Origin of the sequence: Pseudonocardia sp. NPDC046786, from assembly GCF_040645415.1 — a bacterium.
In the GTDB taxonomy this organism is placed as follows: domain Bacteria; phylum Actinomycetota; class Actinomycetes; order Mycobacteriales; family Pseudonocardiaceae; genus Pseudonocardia; species Pseudonocardia kongjuensis.
Window position 1 is genome coordinate 152,225 of record NZ_JBEYYF010000006.1, and the last position, 14,913, is coordinate 167,137.

17 protein-coding genes are annotated in these 14,913 nt (G+C 75.5%); 13 read left to right on the forward strand and 4 right to left on the reverse strand.

The genetic code is table 11. The features are described 5' to 3' along the window. The first annotated feature begins 22 nt into the window (after positions 1 to 22). From ABZ881_RS09805 to ABZ881_RS09815, 3 genes are all read left to right on the forward strand, one after another. Positions 23 to 604, forward strand: coding sequence for a hypothetical protein (locus ABZ881_RS09805; RefSeq protein ID WP_358483348.1), 582 nt, complete (start codon positions 23 to 25; stop codon positions 602 to 604). 69 nt (positions 605 to 673) lie between these two features. Beyond that, positions 674 to 2,185, forward strand: coding sequence for an AlkA N-terminal domain-containing protein (locus ABZ881_RS09810; RefSeq protein ID WP_358483350.1), 1,512 nt, complete (start codon positions 674 to 676; stop codon positions 2,183 to 2,185). Further along, entirely contained in the window at positions 2,182 to 2,697 is a 516-nt protein-coding gene (locus tag ABZ881_RS09815) for a methylated-DNA--[protein]-cysteine S-methyltransferase (protein ID WP_358483351.1), read from the forward strand. The genes ABZ881_RS09810 and ABZ881_RS09815 overlap by 4 nt, the downstream gene beginning before the upstream one ends. An 18-nt stretch (positions 2,698 to 2,715) precedes the next feature. Here the strand turns inward: ABZ881_RS09815 and ABZ881_RS09820 are convergent, their stop codons facing one another. Continuing rightward, positions 2,716 to 3,261: a hypothetical protein gene (locus ABZ881_RS09820; RefSeq protein ID WP_358483354.1), complete on the reverse strand. Its 546-nt coding sequence runs from the start codon at positions 3,259 to 3,261 to the stop codon at positions 2,716 to 2,718. A gap of 238 nt (positions 3,262 to 3,499) precedes the next feature. Here ABZ881_RS09820 and ABZ881_RS09825 point away from each other — a divergent pair, with 238 nt between their 5' ends. The 3 genes from ABZ881_RS09825 (at position 3,500) to ABZ881_RS09835 (ending at position 6,877) form a co-directional block, all read left to right on the forward strand. Beyond that, the gene (locus ABZ881_RS09825) at positions 3,500 to 5,071 is read left to right on the forward strand and encodes a DNA recombination protein RmuC (protein ID WP_358483356.1); all 1,572 of its coding nucleotides are present in this window, start codon (positions 3,500 to 3,502) and stop codon (positions 5,069 to 5,071) included. Positions 5,072 to 5,075: 4 nt separating this feature from the next. Beyond that, positions 5,076 to 6,143, forward strand: coding sequence for a DUF6542 domain-containing protein (locus ABZ881_RS09830; RefSeq protein ID WP_358483357.1), 1,068 nt, complete (start codon positions 5,076 to 5,078; stop codon positions 6,141 to 6,143). Between the two features lie 191 nt (positions 6,144 to 6,334). Continuing rightward, a complete protein-coding gene (locus ABZ881_RS09835; RefSeq protein WP_344026524.1) occupies positions 6,335 to 6,877 on the forward strand; it encodes a L,D-transpeptidase in 543 nt (180 codons plus the stop codon). A gap of 62 nt (positions 6,878 to 6,939) precedes the next feature. On the opposite strand, the gene ABZ881_RS09840 is transcribed toward ABZ881_RS09835, so the two are convergent. After that, on the reverse strand, positions 6,940 to 7,899 hold the full coding sequence (locus ABZ881_RS09840; RefSeq protein ID WP_358483359.1) for a 4-hydroxy-3-methylbut-2-enyl diphosphate reductase: 960 nt from the start codon (positions 7,897 to 7,899) through the stop codon (positions 6,940 to 6,942). Between the two features lie 101 nt (positions 7,900 to 8,000). Between ABZ881_RS09840 and ABZ881_RS09845 the strand changes: the two genes are divergently transcribed. The 5 genes from ABZ881_RS09845 (at position 8,001) to ABZ881_RS09865 (ending at position 11,027) form a co-directional block, all read left to right on the forward strand. Beyond that, positions 8,001 to 8,570, forward strand: coding sequence for a lipid droplet-associated protein (locus tag ABZ881_RS09845; protein ID WP_344026528.1), 570 nt, complete (start codon positions 8,001 to 8,003; stop codon positions 8,568 to 8,570). Continuing rightward, complete coding sequence (gene xseA / locus ABZ881_RS09850; RefSeq protein WP_358483361.1) at positions 8,567 to 9,871, forward strand: exodeoxyribonuclease VII large subunit; 1,305 nt, start codon at positions 8,567 to 8,569, stop codon at positions 9,869 to 9,871. Before ABZ881_RS09845 ends, xseA begins: the two co-directional genes overlap by 4 nt. Further along, entirely contained in the window at positions 9,868 to 10,089 is a 222-nt protein-coding gene (locus ABZ881_RS09855; RefSeq protein ID WP_344026532.1) for an exodeoxyribonuclease VII small subunit, read from the forward strand. The genes xseA and ABZ881_RS09855 overlap by 4 nt, the downstream gene beginning before the upstream one ends. A 188-nt stretch (positions 10,090 to 10,277) precedes the next feature. Beyond that, positions 10,278 to 10,802 carry a hypothetical protein gene (locus tag ABZ881_RS09860; RefSeq protein ID WP_358483363.1) on the forward strand — a complete coding sequence of 175 codons (525 nt, stop codon included), beginning with the start codon at positions 10,278 to 10,280 and terminating at the stop codon, positions 10,800 to 10,802. A gap of 18 nt (positions 10,803 to 10,820) precedes the next feature. Continuing rightward, positions 10,821 to 11,027 (forward strand): hypothetical protein, encoded by a 207-nt coding sequence (locus ABZ881_RS09865; RefSeq protein ID WP_358483364.1) that lies wholly within the window; start codon positions 10,821 to 10,823, stop codon positions 11,025 to 11,027. Positions 11,028 to 11,194: 167 nt separating this feature from the next. Here ABZ881_RS09865 and ABZ881_RS09870 read toward each other — a convergent pair whose 3' ends face one another. Next, the gene (locus tag ABZ881_RS09870; RefSeq protein WP_358483365.1) at positions 11,195 to 11,899 is read right to left on the reverse strand and encodes a DUF4245 domain-containing protein; all 705 of its coding nucleotides are present in this window, start codon (positions 11,897 to 11,899) and stop codon (positions 11,195 to 11,197) included. A 191-nt stretch (positions 11,900 to 12,090) separates the two neighbouring features. On the opposite strand from ABZ881_RS09870, the gene glpX reads away from it, so the two are divergent. Next, positions 12,091 to 13,077 carry a class II fructose-bisphosphatase gene (gene glpX / locus ABZ881_RS09875; protein WP_358483576.1) on the forward strand — a complete coding sequence of 329 codons (987 nt, stop codon included), beginning with the start codon at positions 12,091 to 12,093 and terminating at the stop codon, positions 13,075 to 13,077. 62 nt (positions 13,078 to 13,139) lie between these two features. Then, entirely contained in the window at positions 13,140 to 14,549 is a 1,410-nt protein-coding gene (locus ABZ881_RS09880) for a class II fumarate hydratase (protein WP_358483367.1), read from the forward strand. 8 nt (positions 14,550 to 14,557) lie between these two features. Here the strand turns inward: ABZ881_RS09880 and ABZ881_RS09885 are convergent, their stop codons facing one another. Next, positions 14,558 to 14,737, reverse strand: coding sequence for a hypothetical protein (locus ABZ881_RS09885; protein WP_358483369.1), 180 nt, complete (start codon positions 14,735 to 14,737; stop codon positions 14,558 to 14,560). Positions 14,738 to 14,913 lie beyond the last annotated feature (176 nt).

Here is a 14,913-nt window from a genome sequence, read left to right on the forward strand (position 1 = left end):
GTTCCGACACCGAGGGGAATCCATGCGCCTGCCGGGGATGCACGCCCTGCTGACGACCGGGGTGGCCGTGCTCGCCACCGCCGGCACCGTGTCCGCCGTGTCGTTCAGCGCGACCGGACCGGACGACACACCACTCCCGCCGCCCGCGCCGGCGTCCACCGCCCCGCCACCGGCACCGGCGTCGTCGCCGTTCACCGTCCCGCCGACCGGCTCCGACGACGGGCCCGGTGCCGGATGGTCCGCCGACTCGCCCGGCCGTGACACCGGCGGCACCGGCGGCCCGACCGGCACCGGTGGCACCGGCGACGGCACCGGCGGCACCGGCGGCACGGGCAGCGGGACCGGCGGCACGGGCGGCGGCACCGGGCCGGCCCCGGGCGGTGCGCCGGCCGCACCGGGCGGTGGCAGCGGTGGCGGCGGCGGGGGTGGCGGCACCGGGGACGGTGGCGCCGGGACCCCGGCCGATCCTGCGGACCCGCCGTCCGCGCGCCCCGGCGACGGTCTCCCGCCGCGCGGCGCGCCCGACGACGAGAACGAGCGCAGGCAGCAGATCGAGTTCGCCTGCCAGCAGGGCTGGATCCGCGGCGCCGCCTGCAACGGCTGAGCGGACCCGCCGACACCGGCGACCGATTCCCGCGAGTCCCGGGCCGTCCGCGGTGGCATCGTCGGTGCCGTGCTCCTCGACCACGACACCTGCTACCGGGCCGTCTCGGCCCGGGACGCCCGGTTCGACGGCCAGTTCGTCACGGCCGTGCGGACCACCCGGATCTACTGCAGGCCGTCCTGCCCGGTGCCGCCGCCGAAGGCGCGCAACGTCGAGTTCCTGCGCACCGCCGCCGCGGCCCAGGCGGCCGGCTACCGGGCCTGCCGGCGGTGCCTGCCCGACGCCGTCCCCGGGTCCCCGGAGTGGAACCTGCGGGCGGACGCCGCCGGGCGGGCGATGCGGCTGATCGCCGACGGCGTCGTCGAGCGGGAGGGGGTGCCCGGGCTGGCCGGCCGGCTCGGCTACTCCTCCCGCCAGCTCGGCCGGATCCTGTCCGCCGAGCTGGGTGCCGGCCCGCTCGCGCTGGCCCGCGCGCAGCGCGCGCACACCGCCCGGATCCTGGTCGAGACGACCCCGCTGGGACTGGCCGACATCGCGTTCGCCGCCGGTTTCGGCAGCGTCCGCCAGTTCAACGACACGGTCCGCGCCGTCTACGGGGTGCCGCCGTCGCAGCTGCGGGCCGAGGCCGCCCGGCGACGGCCGGCCCGGCCCGGCGACGCCGCCGGGGCACCCGGCGCGCTGACCCTGCGACTGCCCTATCGGGCACCGTTCGACCCGCACGGCCTGCTCGAGCACCTCGCCGTCCGGGCCGTCGACCGGGTGGAGACGGTCGAGGGCGGCCGGTACCGCCGCACGCTGCGGCTGCCGCACGGCCCGGCGACCGTCGATCTCGACCTGACCGCCCGGCCCGGGGCGGTGCTCGCGACGCTGCGCGCGACCGACCCGCGCGACGTCGGCCCGGCCGTGTCCCGGCTGCGCAGGCTGCTCGATCTCGACGCCGACCCGCAGGCGGTGGACGCCGTGCTGGGCGCCGATCCGGTGCTCGCCCCGCTGGTCGCGGCGACGCCCGGGATCCGGCTGCCGGGCACCGTCGATCCGGCCGAGACGGCCGTGCGCACCGTGCTCGGGCAGCAGGTGTCGGTCGCCGCGGCGCGCACCGCCGCGGCCCGGCTGGCCGCCGCGTTCGGCTCGCCGCTGCCCGCCGAGCTGCACACCGGTGACGGCCCGGACCTGCTGTTCCCGGATCCCGCGACGCTGGCCGACGGGCTCGCCGCGGCGCCGCCGGGCGGCCCGGCCCGGCGCGCGGAGGCGCTGCGCGGGCTGTGCGCCGCGCTGGCGTCCGGCGAGCTCGTGCTGGACGCCGGCCGGGACCCGGCCGCGCTGCGGGCCGAGCTGTGCGCGCTGCCGGGGATCGGCCCGTGGAGCGCCGGTTACCTGGCGATGCGGGTGCTCGGCGATCCCGACGAGCTGCTGGCGTCGGATCTCGCGGTCCGGCGCGGCGCCGAGGCGCTCGGCCTGCCGGCGGAGGCGTCCGCACTGGCCGGGCGCGCCCGCGCCTGGGCCCCCTGGCGGTCCTACGCCGCCACCCATCTGTGGCGGGCCGCCGCGTCCGCCGTCCCGTCCGTTCGGAGGAACACATGACCGGAACCGCTGTCTGGGCCACCCGGGAGACCCCGGCCGGGCCCTTCACCGCCGTCGTCGACGCCGACGGGTACGTGCTCGCCTCGGGCTGGACCGCGTCGGTGGACGAACTGCTCGCGCTGGTCCACCCGGCACTGGCCCCGTCCGGGATCACCGGCGGTGATCTCGGGACCGTCGGCGACGCCGTGGACCGCTACCACGACGGCGACCTGTCCGTGATCGACGACGTGCCGGTCCGGCAGCGCTCCGGGCCCTACCGCGAGCACGCCTGGGACGTCCTGCGCACGGTCCCGGCGGGCGCCCCGGTCACCTACACCGGGTACGCGGAGAAGACCGGCCGGCCGGCCGCGGTCCGGGCCGCGGCCGGCGCCTGCGCGCACAACGCGGCCGCCCTGTTCGTGCCCTGCCACCGGGTGCTGCGCAGCGACGGGACCCTCGGCGGGTTCCGCTACGGGCTCGCCGTGAAGCGGTGGCTGCTCGAGCACGAGTCGGCGGACCTACGGCTGACCTGAGCCCGGCGCCGGTACCGGTCAGCCCGGCCGGTGCTCGGTCACCGGCCCGACCAGCGTCCCGGCGTCGACGGCGAGCGGACCGTGCGCGGTGACCGGTCCGGGGAACGGCGAGTCCGGCGAGTACGGCGTCATCGTGATCTCGTTCGCCGAGGCCGGCCCCGGACCGTCCGGCACCTGGACGTCGAACTGCACCGGATCGGCGGGGCCGAACACGACCGCTCTGCTCTGCTCACCATGGGGCAGCGCGGTCACCGCCCGCGGCGAGCCGTTCAGGCTGAAGACCGGGTTCGACGGCGATCCGGCGAGCGTGCACGGGGCCGTGCCGGGAGCGGCACTCAGCACCACCGTGTAGTGCCGGTGCCCGGCGCTCGCCGGTGCCGGGGCGACGGTCGCGTTCACGTGGTCGGGCCGGCAGGAGCTCGGCGCGGGCCCCCCGGGTCCGGCCGGGGCGGCGTTCGCGACGCCGGCCGGGGCCAGCACGGCCCCTGCGGCGAGGAGCGCCGCGGCCGCGGCGCGTCCGAGGGTGCCTGCGGTGCGGTGCGGGTGGGCGAGTCGGGTGTTCACGTGGGTACCTCTCTCGTTCCTCGCTGGGTCCGTCCCGGCGGACCGGGACGTGCTCACACTCCGGACGACGTGCGCACCGCGGAACGGTTCGCCCGCGGTGAGGTCCGTCGCCGGGACGCAACCCACTAGGCCGTCCGGCCGCCCCCCGTTGCGCCGATCGGCAGACAACGGCCCGCGGACACGCCCGCGACGTGCCGGTTCGCCGGAACTGTCAGGGGTCGGGTGCACGCTGCGGGACGTGGATGTCACCAGCCTTCTCGCCGGGTCGCTGTTCGGCGCCGCGATCGCCTGCGCCGTCACCTGGCTGCTGGCGGCCGCCCGGTTCCGGGCCGAGGCCGCCGAGGCGGCCCGCGCCGCGGCGAACACGGCCGCGACCACCCGGGCGGATGCGGCGGGCCTGCGTGCCGAGCGGACCGGATTGCTGGAGCGCATCGAGGAGCTGCACGAGTCGCTCGACGAGGCGACCGTGCGGGCCCGGCGGGCCGAGTCCGAGGCCGCCGGCGCGACCGCGGCGCTTCACGCGGAGCGCGAGGCCCGTGCGCAGGCCGAGGCCGGGTTGAAGGATTCGTTCGCCGCCCTCTCGCAAGATGCGCTGGCCCGGAACAACGAGGCCTTCGTCACTCTCGCCGAGCGCCGGATCAAGGAGGCCACGGCCGAGCTGTCGGCCAGGGCACAGGGCGAGGAGACGTCGCGGGCCAAGGCCGTGGAGCAGCTGCTCGATCCGGTCTCGGCGGCGCTCTGCCGGGTCGAGGGGCAGCTGCGGTCGGTGGAGAAGGAGCGCGAGTCCGCCTACGCGGGGCTGCGCGAGCAGGTCCGGGCGATGGCGGCGAGCTCGGAGAAGCTCGGCACCGAGACGAAGGCGCTCGTCAACGCGCTGCGCGCGCCGCAGGTGCGCGGCCGCTGGGGCGAGATGCAGCTGCAGCGGGTCGCCGAGATGGCCGGGATGGTCGAGCACTGCGACTTCTCCACCCAGGTCAGCGCCGACGGGGAGGACGGCGGCGTCCGGCCGGACATGATCGTCCGGCTGGCCGGCGGCAAGCAGGTCGTGGTCGACGCGAAGGTGCCGTTCGCCGCGTACCTGGAGGCCGTGGAGACGGGCGACCCGCAGGTGCACGCGCAGAAGCTGGCCGCACACGCCCGCCAGCTCCGGGCGCACGTCGACCAGCTGGCCGGCAAGGCGTACTGGGAAGCGTTCGAGCCGACGCCGGAGTTCGTGGTGCTGTTCGTGCCGGGCGACCCGTTCCTGGAGGCCGCGCTGCGCTCGGACCCCGCGCTCCTGGAGCACGCGTTCGGGCGCAACGTCGTGCTGGCGACGCCGACCACGCTGGTCGCCCTGCTGCGCACGGTCGCCTACGGGTGGCGGCAGGAGGCGCTCGCCCGCAACGCCGCCCAGGTGCACCGGCTCGGCCGGGAGCTGCACGGCCGGCTCGCCACGATGGGCACGCACGTCGCCCGGCTCGGCCGCAGCCTCGACTCGGTCGTCGAGAGCTACAACCGCACGGTCTCCTCGCTGGAGGCCCGGGTGCTGGTGAGCGCCCGCAAGTTCACCGAGCTCCAGGTGAGCGACACCGAGCTCGACGAGCCCGGGACCGTCGACCGCACCCCGCGCGCGGTGTCGGCGCCGGAGCTGGTGGCCTCCGCGGGCGAGGCGCTGGTGTCGCTGGAGGATCTCGGCCGGGCCGCCGAGCTCGCCGACCGGCCCGATCGCCGGTCGTCCCGGGCGGACGGCGCGCGGGGCGACGCGTTCGGCGCCGGGGACGGCGCGGCGGACGAGGGGCACCGGCAGGCCGCCCGCGGCGAGTTAGGCTGACCGGGTGAACACGACCCGCTCGAGCTCGGCCCGCCGGCCCGGCGGGTCCACCACCCCCCGGCCCGCGGCGCCCGGCCGGGGCGGCTGGCCGGTCCGGGAGCGTTCGCTGCTCCGGCCGGTGCTCGGGATCCCGCCGGTGGCCGCGATCGGCCTCGCCGTGGCGGCGACCGCACTCGGCGTCCTCGTCGACTTCCTGCGGATCGGCACGGTCGGCCGGGTGTTCGAGATCGCGTACCTGCTCGGCTGCGTCCTCGCGGTCTGCTGGGTGCGCAGGCGCGGCATCTTCCTGCCCGCGGTGCAGCCGCCGTTGCTGCTGGCCGTGGTCGTCCCCGTGGTCGCGATCCTGATCGGGGCACCGAGCGGCGGCGGCACCGCACAGAGCGTGCTGATGGCGGGCGCCCCGCTGATCAACGCGTTCCCGGCGATGGCGGTGACCACCCTGGCGGTGCTCGCGCTCGCCGCGTTCCGGCTGGTCCGCCAGCGGCTCGGCCCCGACGACTCGGTCGGGCGGTTGCGGGCCCGGCTCGGCCGGGACCCGGGCGGCCACGATCCGGACGGTCCGCGGCTCAGCCGCTCCGAGCGGCGGCAGGACCGCGCCGGGTCCCGCACCTCCCGGCCGGAGACCGACCGGCGCGGCAGGCGCACCGCCGACCGTTCCGCGGGCGCCCTCGCCCGTGAGGCCGCGGCGACCGGCTCCGCGCGCGGCGCACGACCGGCCGGCGCCCCCCGCAGCACCGGCAGCACCGGCAGCACCGGCCGTGGAGCAGGCACCGGCAGCACCACCCGCGGCAGCAGCACCCGCGGCGCGGGCAGCAGCGGCACCACCCGCGGCGCCGGATCCACCGGCGGCTCTCCCCGCAGCGGATCGGCCGGCGGCACCGGGTCCGGTTCCCGCGGCACCGGCACGTCCGGCAGCACTCCCCACGGCTCGGGGACCGGCACCTCCGCCCGCGGTGCCTCCGGCGGGATCTCCGGCACCGGCGGCTCGCGGATCGGCCGGCGCGGATCGTCCCGGCCGTCGTCGGCGACACGCGGTGGCGCCTCGGAGGCGACACGCCGACGATCCCGCTGAGTGACGACCCGAATCCGGACCGTCTCTCGCGCGTTGTCACAGGTGAGCACCACGACCGGACCCCGGTGGCCGGATCCGGCACGACGGGCCGGAAGATCGAGGCAACCCGACGCCCCACCCGGGCGTCACACAACCAGGAGCCGGTGTGACCCCGCCGCGCCCTGCACGTCAGCCGGACGACCTGGAGAACGATGTCCACCACCCGGAGCACCCGCTCCCCCCGGCCCGCGATCGTCGTCGCCCTCGTCACCGCGGCACTCGCGCTGATCGGTGTCGGTACGGCGCTGGCCGCCACCCCGGCCGCGCAGGCGTTCCGCGAGCAGCCGCTGGTGCCAGGTACCCCGTGCACCATCACCGCCAGCGCCTGCGTCGACCTCGACACGAAGCAGTCCTGGCTGTTCGAGAACGGCAAGATCACGCACGGCCCGGTGCCGGTCGCGATCGGCGGCCCGGGCAAGGAGACGCCGGTGGGCCACTCGCTGCGCGTCTACCGCAAGGAAGAGCTGCACAAGAGCGGCGAGTACACGATGTCCAACGGCGAGCCCGCCCCGATGCCCTGGTCGGTGTTCTTCCAGGACGGCGGCATCGCGTTCCACGAGGGCCGCACCGACACCCCGTCGGCCGGCTGCGTCCGGCTCAGCCGGGAGAACGCCATCACCTGGTACAACAACCTGGAGATCGGCGACCAGGTCCAGGTGGTGTCCGCCCAGGCGGTGCACGCCGCCCGCGCCTGATCCACCGCACGGACGAGGAACGCCCCGGACCGACCCGGTCCGGGGCGTTCGTCGTACCGGGGTCAGCGGGCCGCGGCACGCGCCGGGCGCAGCTCCCGCGGCAGCGAGAACACCAGCGTCTCCTCGGCGGTGTCGACCTCCTCGACCGAGCCGAAGCCGCGCTCCGCGAGGTGCTCGACGACGCCGCGCACCAGGACCTCGGGCACCGACGCGCCACTGGTGACGCCGACCGTGCTGACGCCCTCCAGCCAGCCCTCGTCGATCTCCTTGGCGTAGTCGATCAGGTACGACGCGCCGGCGCCGGCGCCGAGCGCGACCTCCACCAGCCGGACCGAGTTCGACGAGTTCCGCGACCCGACGACCAGCACCAGGTCACAGCGCGGGGCCATCGTCTTCACCGCGACCTGGCGGTTCTGGGTGGCGTAGCAGATGTCGTCCGACGGCGGGTTCTGCAGCTTCGGGAACCGCTCTCGCAGGGCGCGGACGGTCTCCATCGTCTCGTCGACGCTGAGCGTCGTCTGGGACAGCCACACGACCTTGTCCGGGTCGCGGACGGTGACCTTGTCCACGTCGGCCGCCGACTCGACGAGCTGGATGTGCTCGGGCGCCTCGCCGGAGGTCCCCTCGACCTCCTCGTGCCCGGCGTGGCCGACCAGCAGAATGTCGTAGTCCTCGCGTGCGAACCGCTTCGCCTCCTGGTGCACCTTGGTCACCAGCGGGCAGGTCGCGTCGATCGTCCGCAGCTGCCTGCCCTTCGCCTCCTCCCGCACCGCGGGCGAGACACCGTGCGCGGAGAACACGACGTGCGCGCCCTCCGGGACCTCGGACGCCTCCTCCACGAAGATCGCGCCGCGGTCGCGCAGGGTCTCGACGACGTGCTTGTTGTGCACGATCTCCTTGCGGACGTACACCGGGGCGCCGTACTTGTCGAGCGCCTGCTCCACCGCCTCGACGGCACGGTCGACGCCTGCGCAGTAGCCGCGGGGCTTGGCGAGCAGGACCTGCTTGGCAGTACCGGACATGGCTCCAGCGTACGGATGACCTCCGGCCCGGGCAGCGTCACGTGACACGCTCGACCGTCCCCGCGCGACACCGGCGCACCGATCAGGGGACAATGGCTCGCATGTCGCCGTTGCCGTTCCCCGTGCGGATCGCCGCGGGCCTCGTCGTCACCGCCGTCGAGCAGGCCCGTGAGCTGCCCCGGCACGCCGTCGAGCTGCCGGTGACCGCGGTCAGCCAGGCACTGCAGGTGTCGATGCGCCTGCAGCAGAAGGTCACCGAGCTCGCGATCAAGGGCGACCGCGCGCTGGGCGCGCTGCGGCCGGCCGACGAGGTGCCCAGCTGGGCCACGTTCGACGACGACATCCCGGACCTGAGCCTGCCCGAGCCGCAGCCGGTCACCGACCCGCGCAACGGCACGGTGTCGTCGCTGCGCCCGGCCCGCTCCGGGATCCCGATCTCGCGGCCCGAGCGGCCCGCCGGCACGTCGAACCGCGCGGAGGCGACCACCGGTGCGCCGTACGCCGTCCCCGAGTACCCGACGATGACCGTGCCGCAGTTGCGCGGGAAGCTCCGCACACTCAGCGTCGACGACCTGTCGGACCTGCTCGCCTGGGAGACGGCGCACGAGAACCGCCCGGCCTACGTCACGATGCTGACGAACCGGATCGCGACGCTGTCCCAGGAGAAGTGAGCGCCCCGGCCTCGGAGGAGAACCCGTGGCCGGTCCGGACGGTCGCCCGCAAGATCGCCGAGTGGGTGGACCGTCTCGGTGCGGTCTGGGTGGAGGGTCAGCTCGCGCAGGTGAACGCCCGGTCCTCCACGGCGTTCCTGACCCTGCGTGACCCGGCAGCGGACGTGTCACTGCAGCTCATCGCGCCGGCCGCGCTGGTCCGCGAGTCCGGCGGCGCGGTCGCCGAGGGTAGCCGGGTGATCGTGCACGGCAAGCCGTCGTTCTACCTGGGGCGCGGCACGTTGAACCTGCGCGTCGACCGGATCCGCGCGGTCGGGCTCGGCGAGCTGCTCGCCCGGATCGAGCGCCTGCGCCGGCTGCTCGCCGCCGAGGGGCTGTTCGATCCGGCGCTCAAACGCCGGCCGCCGCTGCTGCCGCGCACCATCGGCCTGGTGACCGGGCGGGACTCGGCCGCCGAGCACGACGTCGTGACGAACGCGACGCTGCGCTGGCCCGCCGTGCGGTTCCGGATCGAGAACGTGGCCGTGCAGGGCGGGCTGGCCGTCGAGCAGATCGTCGGTGCGCTGCAGGTTCTCGATCGCGACCCGGACGTGCAGGTGATCGTGCTCGCCCGCGGCGGCGGCAGCGTCGAGGACCTCCTGCCGTTCTCCGACGAGACGCTGTGCCGGGCGGTCGCGGCTTGCCGCACGCCGGTGGTGTCGGCGATCGGCCACGAGCCGGACACCCCGCTGGTCGATCACGTCGCCGATGTCCGGTGCTCGACGCCCACCGAGGCGGGCCGCAGCCTGGTGCCCGATCTCGCCGAGGAGACCGCCCGGATCTCCGGTCTGCGCGACCGGGCCCGGCGGGCCCTGCACGGCTGGGTGGACCGGGAGCAGCGCCGGCTCGCCGACCTGCGCTCCCGGCCCGCGCTCGCCGATCCGCTCCGGCTGGTCGCGGCCCGCGTCGACGAGATCGCCGACGCCCGCGCCGCGGCGCACCGGGCGATGCTGCGCCGGTTGGACCGGTCCGCGGCGGAGCTGGGGCACCTGGGTGCACGGCTCACCGCGCTCGGGCCGTCCGCGACACTGGCTCGCGGTTACGCGATCGTGCAGCTCCCCGGTGCCGGTGACGGGGTGCCGCCGTTGCTGCGGTCGGTCGCCGACGCCCCGGCCGGGGCGGCGCTGCGGATCCGGGTGGCGGACGGTGCCGTCGCCGCGACGGTGACCGGCACAGAGACCGGCGCAGAGACCGGCGCAGAGACCGGCGCGGAGACCGACCTCGATCCCGATCCCGATCCCGATCCGGAGGACACCCCATGAGCGAGCGGCCCGCGGTCGACAGCCTCGGCTACGAACAGGCCCGTGACGAGCTCGTCGAGGTCGTCCGCGCGCTCGAGGTCGGCGGCCTCGGCCTCGACGAGTCCGTCGCGCTCTGGGAACGCGGCGAGGCGCTCGCCCGCCGCTGCGACGAGCAGCTCGCCGGGGCCCGCGAACGCATCGAGACCAAGCTCTCCGAGGCCGAGTCCTCGGATTCCTGACCCCCGGCCGCCGGGGCCCTGGGCCGACCGGATCCGCACTCCGCGGGCCTGGCGGACTCCGGGATCGCCAGGGCGCTACGGGAGGGCCGGCTGAGCCGGGTGTGCCGGGGGATGTACGTGCCCGGACCGCAGGCGTCGCACAGCCGCTCAGGGCCGGAGACCAGGAGGCTGCCCGGCACATCCGGGCGGTGCGCGGCGTGCTGGCCCGGCTCGGCGCTCCCGCGGTGGTCAGCCATGCCTCCGCGGCCGTCCTGCACGGGTTGGACGTCTGGAACCTCCCGCTCGATCTCGTCCACCTCACCCGGAACCGGGCCAGCGGTGCCCGGCGCGGCCGGGACCTGCACCTGCACGTGGGCCCGTTGAGCGACGCCGACGTCACGCGGGTCGGCGGCATCGCTGTCACCACCCCGGCCCGGACGGCGATCGACATCGCCCGCGAGCGGCCGTTCGCCCAGGCTCTCGTCGTCGCCGACGCGGCGCTGCGCGCCCCGCACACCGACCGGGCGGACCTCGACGGGGCGCTCCGCGCCGCCGCCGGACGCACCGGGGTGCGCAACGCCGCCCGGGTCGTCGCGTTCGCCGACGGGCGCTCCGCCAGTCCCGGGGAGTCGCTCAGCCGGCTGCTGTTCCACCGATCCGGGCTGCCCGAACCGGTGCCGCAGCGCGAGATCACCGGGTGGAACGGCGAGCGGGTGGCGACCGTCGACGTCTGATGGGACGGAACGCCGCCGGTGATCGGCGAGTTCGACGGCGAGAGCACGTACGGCCGGTTGCTCCGGCCCGGGCAGACGCCGGGCCGGGCCGTCGTGGAGGAGAAGATCCGCGAGGACCTCCTGCGCGAGCTCGGCCCGGAGGTCGTGCGCTGGACCTGGCGGGACCTCAGGGAGCCGCAACACCTCCTGTCCCGGCTCCGCCGCCGCCTGACGCCGCCCCTCTGACCCGCGGGCGACCGCGCGACGCCATCGCACCGGCTCGCCCCGCGCCGGCTCGCCTGATCCGCACGGGTTCACCTCATCCGCACGGGATCGGATCCCGTGCGAACGCGACGAACCCGTGCGAACACGGGCCCGAGCGCCCGCGCGAACCCGCCGAACCGCCGAACCGCTCAACCCCCGCCGGCCGTGGGGGCCTCCACCACCGCGTCCGCGAGGGTGCGGAACTGCTCGTCGGAGCCCGAGCCGGTGACCAGCAGACGGACGTCGGGGTCCCCGGGGAGCGTCGCGATCCGGAACGGCTCACCGCCGTCGCGCTGGTAGACCTCCCATTCCAGCCCGGCGGCGTCGAGGGTCCCGCGCATCAGCGGCGGGCCCTCCCCCCGCCCCGCCGCACCCGACTCGGTCGCGAGGATCCCCGCCGCGGTCCCGTCGGTCTGCACCAGGCTGAGGAAGTCGGCGTCCGGCGTGACGTAGCCGATCCGGACGGCGGTGCCGCCGCCCTCGACCGGGCCGCGGTCGGTCGAGTTCGCGCGGAACGGCACATCCGGCACCCGCAGCGGGAACGCCGAGCCGACGGCGTACTCCGCGAGCCGGCTCTGCACGTTCACGGTCGGCCCGGAGTTCGGGTCCTCGACCGGCATGCCGGGGGCGAACGAGCACGAGTTCCCGACGCTGAACAGCAGCAGCCCGACCGGCACCAGGATCAGCAGCGCTCCGATCATGTCCCGGACCGAGGTCTCGCCCCGCCCCGGCTTGCGCAACGCCCGCGGCCCGACCCGGGGGGCCGCGCGCCCGGCCGTCCCACCACCGGCCGTCACCCCGCCGGAGGGCTCGTCGGACGGCGGGGTCGTGCTCGGATCCGGTCGCGAACTCACCCCCCCATCGTCTCCCAGGCATGGCGTCGGTCGCTCAGCACTCCTCCGCGACCCGCCCACGTGCGAGGATCGGGCGGTCGCGTCCCCCGACCGGGGACCCGCTGAGCACGCCGCCGTGAAGGAGACGTCCGTTGAGTCAGCCCGCCAGCCAGCCCGCCCGCCGCCGTGAGGCCCCCGACCGCAACCTGGCGATGGAGCTGGTCCGGGTCACCGAGGCCGCAGCGATGGCGGCCGGCCGCTGGGTCGGCCGCGGCGACAAGAACGGCGGGGACGGCGCGGCCGTCGACGCGATGCGCCAGCTGATCTCGAGCGTGTCGATGCGCGGGGTGGTCGTCATCGGGGAGGGCGAGAAGGACGAGGCCCCGATGCTGTTCAACGGCGAGGAGGTCGGCAACGGCGAGGGCCCGTTCTGCGACGTCGCCGTCGACCCGATCGACGGCACCACGCTGATGAGCAAGGGCATGCCGAACGCGCTCGCGGTGCTCGCGGTCGCCGAGCGGGACGCGATGTTCGACCCGTCCGCCGTGTTCTACATGGAGAAGATCGCGGTCGGACCGGAGGCCGCCGACGTCATCGACATCACCGCGCCGGTCGCCGAGAACATCCGCCGGGTGGCCCGCGCGAAGCAGGTCGACGTCGCCGACGTCACGGTCTGCGTGCTGGACCGCCCGCGACACGAGCAGATCGTCCGGGAGATCCGGGAGGCGGGCGCCCGGATCTCGTTCATCTCCGACGGCGACGTCGCCGGTGCGATCGCCGCCGCCCGTCCCAGCTCGGGCGTCGACATGCTCTACGGCGTCGGCGGCACCCCCGAGGGGATCATCACCGCGGCCGCGATGAAGTGCATGGGCGGCGAGATCCAGGGCAGGCTCTGGCCCACCGACGACGCGGAGCGCGACCGGGCCGTCGCCGCCGGGCACGACCTGAGCGCCGTGCTCACCACCGCCGAGCTGGTGCGCGGCGAGAACGTCTTCTTCTGCGCCACCGGCATCACCGACGGCCCGCTGCTGCGCGGCGTGCACTACCGCGGCGGCGGCGCGACCACCCAGTCGATCGTGATGCGATCGAAGTCCGGCACCGTCCGGCTGATCGACGGCTACCACCGGCTGACCAAGCTGCGCGAGTTCTCCTCGGTCGACTTCGACGGCGTCGAGGGCGAGGCCCCGCCGCTCCCGTGATCCACTGAGGTGAGCCTCACCTAAGGCAGCGGCAGTCGTCCGGGTGGAGTAGACCTGCCGGTATGAGCTCCGACTACCGCATCGAGCACGACACCATGGGCGAGGTCCGGGTCCCGGCACACGCGCTGTGGCGGGCCCAGACCCAGCGTGCCGTCGAGAACTTCCCGATCTCCGGCCGCCCCCTGGAACGCGCCCAGATCCGGGCGCTCGGCCTGGTCAAGGCGGCTGCGGCCCGGGTGAACGGCGAGCTCGGCGTGCTGGACGCCGACCGGGCGGCCGCGATCGCCGCCGCCGCCGACGAGGTGGCGCAGGGCGCGCACGACGAGCACTTCCCGGTCGATGTTTTCCAGACCGGCTCGGGCACGTCGTCGAACATGAACGCCAACGAGGTGATCGCGACGCTGGCCGAGCGGACCGGCGGCGGCAACCTCACGGTGCATCCGAACGACCACGTCAACGCCTCGCAGTCGTCCAACGACGTCTTCCCGACCACCATCCACGTGGCCGCGACCGAGGCGCTCGCCACCGACGTCGTCCCGGCCCTGGAGCACCTGGAGGCGGCGCTGCGGCGGCGCGCGTCGGACTGGTCGGAGGTCGTGAAGGCCGGTCGCACGCACCTGATGGACGCCGTCCCGATCACCCTCGGGCAGGAGGCGGGCGGCTGGGCCAGCCAGGCCGGCTACGGCGCCGACCGGGTCCGCGACGCGCTGCCCCGGCTGGCCGTGCTGCCGATCGGCGGGACCGCCGTCGGGACCGGGCTGAACGCGCCGGACGGGTTCGGCGCCGCCGTCGTCGAGAAGCTGCGCGAGGCGACCGGTCTGGACCAGCTGTCCGAGGCGACCGACCACATCGAGGCGCAGGGCTCGCGGGACGGGCTGGTCGAGGCGTCCGGGGCGCTGCGCACCGTCGCCGTCAGCCTCTACAAGATCGCCAACGACCTGCGCTGGCTGTCCTCCGGCCCGCGCACCGGGCTCGCCGAGATCGCGCTCCCGGACCTGCAGCCGGGCAGCTCGATCATGCCGGGCAAGGTCAACCCGGTGATCTGCGAGGCGACGATGATGGTCTGCGCGCAGGTCATGGGCAACGACGCGACGGTCGGCTTCTCCGGCAGCCAGGGCAACCTGGAGCTGAACGTGATGATGCCGGTGATGGCGCGCAACGTGCTGGAGTCCGCGCGGCTGCTCGCCAACTCGGCCCGGCTGCTCGCGGACAAGGTCATCGACGGCATGCAGGCCGACCTGGAGCGCACCCGGGAGTACGCCGAGTCGTCGCCGTCGATCGTGACGCCGCTGAACTCGGTGATCGGCTACGAGGAGGCGGCGGCCATCGCGAAGCAGGCGCTGAAGGAGCGCAAGACGATCCGCGAGGTCGTCGTGGAGCGCGGGCACGTGGAGTCCGGCGCGCTCACGGAGGAGCAGCTGGACCGGGCCCTCGATGTGCTGGCGATGACCCGCGGCGAGAAGCGGAGCTGACCGGCCGCTCAGTGGTGGTCGTGCCCGGACGCGGGCGCGCTCGTCGGCGGCGGGACCGGTGGCGGCGGAGGCGGCCCGGTGTCGCAGCCGGCGAGCGCAGCCGCGGCGAGCAGCACCGCCAGCAGGACGACCGAGGGGGACCGGCCGGGCCGGGTGGCCGGCCGGCGGGGGCTGTCGCTGTCCGTCATGGCCGGGGATCGTGGCGCCCCGCAACGGCGGGCACATCGGGCATCTGCCCCTGACCTGTCACGGATGCACGACACAACGGTCCGCGATCGGCCGAACGCGGCCGGTCAGTCCATCCGCTGTTCACCTGCTGTCCCCCGTCCGGTCCACCATCGCGTGCCACCGTGTGATCCCTCTC

Excerpts from the sequence above, each read along its gene's own strand:
- ABZ881_RS09885 (WP_358483369.1), bottom strand. The coding sequence starts at position 14,737 with ATGACGGACAGCGACAGCCCCCGCCGGCCGGCCACCCGGCCCGGCCGG.
- ABZ881_RS09835 (WP_344026524.1), top strand. The coding sequence starts at position 6,335 with ATGTCCACCACCCGGAGCACCCGCTCCCCCCGGCCCGCGATCGTCGTC.
- ABZ881_RS09855 (WP_344026532.1), top strand. The coding sequence starts at position 9,868 with ATGAGCGAGCGGCCCGCGGTCGACAGCCTCGGCTACGAACAGGCCCGT.
- ABZ881_RS09805 (WP_358483348.1), top strand. The coding sequence starts at position 23 with ATGCGCCTGCCGGGGATGCACGCCCTGCTGACGACCGGGGTGGCCGTG.
- ABZ881_RS09880 (WP_358483367.1), top strand. The coding sequence starts at position 13,140 with ATGAGCTCCGACTACCGCATCGAGCACGACACCATGGGCGAGGTCCGG.
- ABZ881_RS09815 (WP_358483351.1), top strand. The coding sequence starts at position 2,182 with ATGACCGGAACCGCTGTCTGGGCCACCCGGGAGACCCCGGCCGGGCCC.
- glpX (WP_358483576.1), top strand. The coding sequence starts at position 12,091 with ATGGAGCTGGTCCGGGTCACCGAGGCCGCAGCGATGGCGGCCGGCCGC.
- ABZ881_RS09845 (WP_344026528.1), top strand. The coding sequence starts at position 8,001 with ATGTCGCCGTTGCCGTTCCCCGTGCGGATCGCCGCGGGCCTCGTCGTC.
- ABZ881_RS09840 (WP_358483359.1), bottom strand. The coding sequence starts at position 7,899 with ATGTCCGGTACTGCCAAGCAGGTCCTGCTCGCCAAGCCCCGCGGCTAC.